The 5,842-nt window shown below is 33.4% G+C and carries 4 protein-coding genes and 1 pseudogene; 4 read left to right on the forward strand and 1 reads right to left on the reverse strand.

Annotated elements, in window-relative coordinates; all coding sequences use genetic code 11:
• The first annotated feature begins 149 nt into the window (after positions 1-149).
• The 4 genes from ACFSMW_RS18940 (at position 150) to ACFSMW_RS18955 (ending at position 5,082) form a co-directional block, all read left to right on the forward strand.
• Positions 150-1,478, forward strand: coding sequence for an FtsK/SpoIIIE domain-containing protein (locus ACFSMW_RS18940; protein ID WP_390357883.1), 1,329 nt, complete (start codon positions 150-152; stop codon positions 1,476-1,478).
• 194 nt (positions 1,479-1,672) lie between these two features.
• Complete coding sequence (gene mobT / locus ACFSMW_RS18945) at positions 1,673-2,860, forward strand: MobT family relaxase (protein ID WP_390357884.1); 1,188 nt, start codon at positions 1,673-1,675, stop codon at positions 2,858-2,860.
• Between the two features lie 126 nt (positions 2,861-2,986).
• A complete protein-coding gene (locus ACFSMW_RS18950; protein ID WP_341098636.1) occupies positions 2,987-3,208 on the forward strand; it encodes a hypothetical protein in 222 nt (73 codons plus the stop codon).
• A 236-nt stretch (positions 3,209-3,444) separates the two neighbouring features.
• Positions 3,445-5,082, forward strand: coding sequence for a hypothetical protein (locus ACFSMW_RS18955; RefSeq protein ID WP_390357885.1), 1,638 nt, complete (start codon positions 3,445-3,447; stop codon positions 5,080-5,082).
• 348 nt (positions 5,083-5,430) lie between these two features.
• Here the strand turns inward: ACFSMW_RS18955 and ACFSMW_RS20375 are convergent.
• Positions 5,431-5,842: pseudogene (locus ACFSMW_RS20375) on the reverse strand (IS3 family transposase); the annotation flags it as partial.

A 5,842-nucleotide genomic window follows, 5' to 3' on the forward strand; every position in this document is an offset into this window, starting at 1 on the left:
TATATCTGCGGATTCAGGAATTGGAATCCAAGTGGGAAGGCGGCCATATACAGAACTGGGCAATGGTCATGAACTAGTTTCTCGTTCACGATCATTTAAAAGATAGGGTTTTAAAATACCTGGAGTAGGTTGGGACTTACACACTTAATTTGACAAACCCGAAACGCATTAAGGAAAAAGATGCTTCCCTCGTCTTTCAATTTATATTCTTTGGATTGTCTGCTCTATGGCTCGTTTCCTTTATCCCTTTTCATCTGTCATTTTTACTTTCTACAACGTGGCAGCTTGATTTATTTCAAGCACACTTTATGAGTACGTATGGATTGGTGTCACTAGTGATTAGCCTAGTGATGGTAGCTTGCTGTTCTTTTCTCTATTATCGTTATCGATATGATCGTATAAAACCGATTATTCATCGTCAGAAACTAGCCAAAATGATCTTGGAAAACGGTTGGTATGAAACGAAACAGGTACAATCAAGTAGTTTCTTTGAAGACATACCAAATGGAAAAGCAAAAGAAAAAATCAGTTACTTTCCTAAAATGTACTATCGGCTTGAAAAAGGATTGCTTCATATTCAAACAGAAATAACACTCGGAAAATATCAAGAGCAATTACTCAACTTAGAAAAGAAATTAGAAAGTGGTCTGTATTGTGAATTAGTATCAAAAGAGTTACACGATTCCTATGTGGAGTATGTGCTTTTCTATGACATGATTGCGAACCGTATTTCGATTGATGAAGTCAACGCACAAAATGGTAGTTTAAAGCTCATGGATTCGATGTATTGGGAATACGATAAACTTCCGCATATGTTGATTGCTGGTGGGACAGGCGGTGGAAAGACATATTTTATTCTCACGCTGATTGAAGCGTTATTAAAAACAGATGCGAAATTGTATATCCTAGATCCAAAAAATGCAGACTTAGCCGATCTGGCGACTGTTATGCCTGATGTGTATTATAAAAAGGAAGATATGATAACATGTATTGACCAATTTTATGCTGATATGATGGCTCGTAGTGAAGAAATGAAACAGATGGCAGGCTATAAAACTGGGGAAAACTATGCTTATTTAGGCTTATCTCCTCACTTTCTAGTTTTTGACGAGTACGTAGCATTTATGGAAATGCTTACTTCTAAGGAAAATACCCTAGTCTTAACCAAACTGAAACAGATTGTCATGTTAGGACGTCAAGCAGGCTTCTTTCTCATCCTCGCCTGTCAACGACCAGACGCAAAATATCTTGGGGATGGAATTCGAGATCAGTTTAATTTTCGAGTCGCTTTAGGTCGTATGAGTGAGCTCGGGTACGGCATGATGTTTGGCAGCGATGTACAAAAACAGTTTTTCTTAAAACAGATTAAAGGGCGGGGCTATGTCGATAAAGGGGATAATATCATTTCTGAATTTTACACACTACTTGTCCCGAAAGAACATGACTTCTTAAATGAAATTGCTAAACTAGCCCAATAAAGGCTGCACAGTGCGGCGGCGTGCGAAGCGAAAGCCACGCCTTAACCCCCCATTTCTAACAGGGGGGTAGAAAAACAATAAGAAACTGTTCCAAAAGCCATTAACACCTGATAGCACAACGGTTTGGAGTATATAAAGAAGATGTCAGCTTTTAACCTTTAGTTGACATCTTTTTTTAGTTTGGAGGAATGCACATGAATAAAGTACCTTGGTATCAACAATTAAAAGAAAAACGATTGGCATATGGAGTATCGCAAAACAAATTAGCGGTACATGTAGGAATTTCAAGGCAATATATTAGTGAGATTGAAACAGGAAAAATTATACCGACGCAAACCTTACAACAAGCGATGTTCAATATTTTAGAACAATTTAATCCCGAAGCCCCTTTGGAAATTTTATTTGATTACGTGCGAATACGTTTTTTAACAACGAACCCGAAGCCGGTTATTGAAGAAATTTTACGATTGAAAATGGAGTATATAATCCATGAGGATTATGCGTTTTATTCTTACATGGAACAATATGTTTTTGGTGACATTGTCGTTATGGTTTCGCCAGATGAAGATAAAGGTTGTTTACTTGAACTGAAAGGAAAAGGATGTAGACAATTTGAAAATTTTCTACTAGCTCAACAACGTACATGGTTTGATTTTTTTATGGATGTATTCCGTGTGAATGGTGTATTTAAACGAGTTGATCTAGTAATCAATGATAAAACAGGCATATTGGATATTCCATTTCTAACGAACAAATGTAGAAATGAAGAATGTATCTCCGTTTTTCGTAGCTTTAAAAGTTATCGTTCTGGCGAATTGGTTCATGGAGAAGAAAAACGTGATATGGGAAATACACTGTATATTGGTTCCTTGAAGAGTGACGTGTATTTTTGTGTGTATGAAAAAGATTACGAACAATACGTGAAACACGACGCATCACTTGAAGATACAGACATTAAAAATCGTTTTGAAATTCGATTAAAAAATGATCGTGCGTATCATGCGGTTGTTGATTTAATGACCTATGAAGATGCGGGTCGAACAGCTTTTTCTATTATTAACCGATATATTCGATTTGTCGATAAAGACGACAAAAAACGTCGAAGCAGTTGGCCAATGAATGCGGAGTGGCAACGTTTTTTAGAATTAGGTGAAAACAGAAAAATTTATTTAACAACAAAACCTGAACCTTACACATTCGATAAAACACTCAGATGGTTGGCTCGACAAGTGGCTCCTACTTGGAAACTGGCAACTAAACTAGATGAAATCAATCAAACAACCGTGATTAAAGATATGTTAGATCAAGCAAAATTAACCAAACGCCATCAACAATTATTGATGCAACAGGCACTTGAAACAAAAGAAGTCATTAAACGATAGATTGGAGATTTCCTATGAAACTACTAAAATACATTTTACTTACAATTATAGTTGGTATTATTTTATGGTTTATCGAATGCATGCGTCAAGTGACAAAATATTAGAATACGAAAGGAGAAATGAATAATGAACTTTGGGCAAAATTTGTACAATTGGTTTTTAAGTAATGCGCAGTCTTTGGTATTAATGGCGATTGTAGTAATCGGTATTTATTTAGGCTTTAAACGTGAGTTTTCTAAACTGATTGGATTTTTAATTGTTGCGTTGGTTGCAGTAGGATTGGTCTTTAATGCAAGTGGAGTGAAAGATGTATTGTTAAGCTTGTTTAATAGGATTATAGGTGCCTAGATGTTGTAATTTATAGATATTATTACGTATAATTGAATTGTATCTAAAAGATTACAGCATTAATTATGTAGCTAATATAACCAGTAAATTTAGATGAGAATTATATTAATAAACCAAACCGTTCCGTTCTATAATATAGTTAGCAAGTTTTGTACCTTGATATTCAGCATTTTTATTTAGGTAAGAAAGTCCTATGATTTTAGTAGATAGAGAGATTATTTGCAGGAGTCGATATAATGTCAAACTATGTAATTGGAAAAAATGCAGTTTCAGCTGTAGAACATGCTTCGATGATTAGTGGTTTACTCATGCCTGAAATACCAGTGGGTGATACCTATCCTTCTTGGGATGGAGAGATAATAGTTTATAATTCAGAATATTCCAGAAATAATCGAGCAAAAGATGATATTATTGGTAGAGTACCAGTCCAAGTAAAAGGAACACATGTAAAACATTTTAGTGAGGGAACACGTCCCTATAATATCGAAATAACGGATTTAAGGAATTATTCGAATGAAGCTGGTGCATTTTTCTTAATTGTTGAAATGACAGACTTCTATGATGTTAATAAAACTAAGATTTTTTATGCCGAATTATTAAAATACGATATAGAAAAATTAATCAAAGGGAAAGAACATCAGAAAACGATAAGCCATACATTTCAAGAATTACGGAGAGATAAATTGTATTCATTATGCAGACATTTTTTATTTCATCGTAAAGAACAAGGGTATAAATTAATGACATTGGATGGAAAAACTGAATATGATGAATATATTTTTACCATTATAGGTAACAAGAAATCGGATTTAGATTTTTATTTATTTGATTCTGGAACTTTTATCTATGGTAAAAGTAAACACACGAATCTGAAAGTTCCTATAGATAGATTTAAAGCAGATATTAAAATTGAACAAGAGGAATTCAATATTGGAACAAGAGATAAAGTCTTTTATGATAAGTTTTATCGAGAAAAAACAAAAGATAACCAAAAAATTAAATTTGGTAAAAGCTTTACAATGGTTTTGTCAGGTAATAAGCTTGATATTAATTTTGCTGAATCAGGTAGCATTAGAGAAAGAATAAAAGACTGTGAATTTTTTGTTGAAATTGCAAAAGCAGGAAAAATTTATTTGAATCATACAGAAGTATCGTTAAACTTCGAAGAGGATGTCTATAACAATATTTTAGCACCCATGCCTAACTATATTAAAAAACTTAATGAAATATTGTGGGTCTTAAATTATTTAGGAGTGGAACCTAATGTAGACTTTGATACACTCAAGAAAGATTTGAAACAAATAAGCTTTTTGATAGATGTCATAATCAACAAGAACGTAGAAGCAAATAAAATAACTGATAAACACCTACAGGTAGTGAGTGTTGGAAATTATAAATTTATTCTTTCAAAGGGAGTTGGAGAACACGAGAATACTTTCTTCGATTTTTTTAATTATAATGAAATAAAGGAAAAGTATAGAATTCTAATTAGCCCAGATAAAACCTTCAAAAACTCAGTGGAACACAGTCCATATATACTTTTGAAACCAGAGGAGTTATATAAATACAGTAATTTAAAATTGGATTCAATAGAAAAAGCTTTAACAGATGTTGATTATACCAACAGTATAGCTCAGGATATATCTAATGAATTTCTATTAAATACTTTATTGTATTTAGACAGTAACGAAAACAATAAAAGAAAAGAAATTTTAACAATGATCGCAAACACGTTTGATTATATTTATGAACAAACTGATGAAACTATGTTTTTAATAAATAAAATGCAGGTAATTTTCAGGAAGAGAGAGTTAACTGAAGAAGAAATCATGAAAATTACTGAAATAAAAGTTACAAATATAGATTATAGATGATGTAACGATTTTATGTGCCTTAGACATATTACTAGGTAATCACAACGAATTTAAGTATCGTTTTAATAAGTTATCAGAAAAAGATAAAACCTTGATAAAAGACTACCCAATTTATAATTTAATAAAAAATAAGATTGAAAAGCAATAGTTTTTCTTTATAATTGTTTGCAGCATAAGTAACACTAAATTGGATCTATGTCAATAAATTGGACACACGAAATGTTGAAAATCCTAAAACTGCTACCGCGCGTTGCTTGCTGTCCATTCAGTTGGCGTAAGGGTATTCACCCTAACGTCACCTGAGAGGATGTTGAATTCCCTTCATGCAGTTGATTTTAGCCGTTGAATCTACATTTTTTCATACTGTAACGGCGACATATAACCAATAGCTGAATGAATCCGCTTGAAATTATAAAAGGTCATAATATAGGCGAATATACTCGTTTAGCTTCAGCGCGTGTTTGAAACTTCTCGTGAAATATTAGTTCCTTTTTAATTATGCTATGAATCGATTCGATACAGGCGTTGTCATAACAGTTTCCTTTCCTGCTCATACTCGTGGTGATTTTATAGTCTTGTAGAATTGCTTGATAATCAGTTGCGGCGTATTGGCTGCCTCGATCAGAATAATGATCAGCCCTTCGTTTGGCAGCTGTTGATTAATAGCCCTCTTTAAAGCCGTGATTGTCAGTTCCTTTGTCATTCGATGACTCATTTCCCACCCGATGATTCTTCTTGAAAACAGGTCCATTACAGTGGC

Origin of the sequence: Tigheibacillus halophilus (assembly GCF_042683165.1) — a bacterium.
Taxonomy (GTDB): Bacteria; Bacillota; Bacilli; order Bacillales; family Amphibacillaceae; genus Tigheibacillus; species Tigheibacillus halophilus.

Excerpts from the sequence above, each read along its gene's own strand:
- mobT (WP_390357884.1), top strand. The coding sequence starts at position 1,673 with ATGAATAAAGTACCTTGGTATCAACAATTAAAAGAAAAACGATTGGCA.
- ACFSMW_RS18950 (WP_341098636.1), top strand. The coding sequence starts at position 2,987 with ATGAACTTTGGGCAAAATTTGTACAATTGGTTTTTAAGTAATGCGCAG.
- ACFSMW_RS18955 (WP_390357885.1), top strand. The coding sequence starts at position 3,445 with ATGTCAAACTATGTAATTGGAAAAAATGCAGTTTCAGCTGTAGAACAT.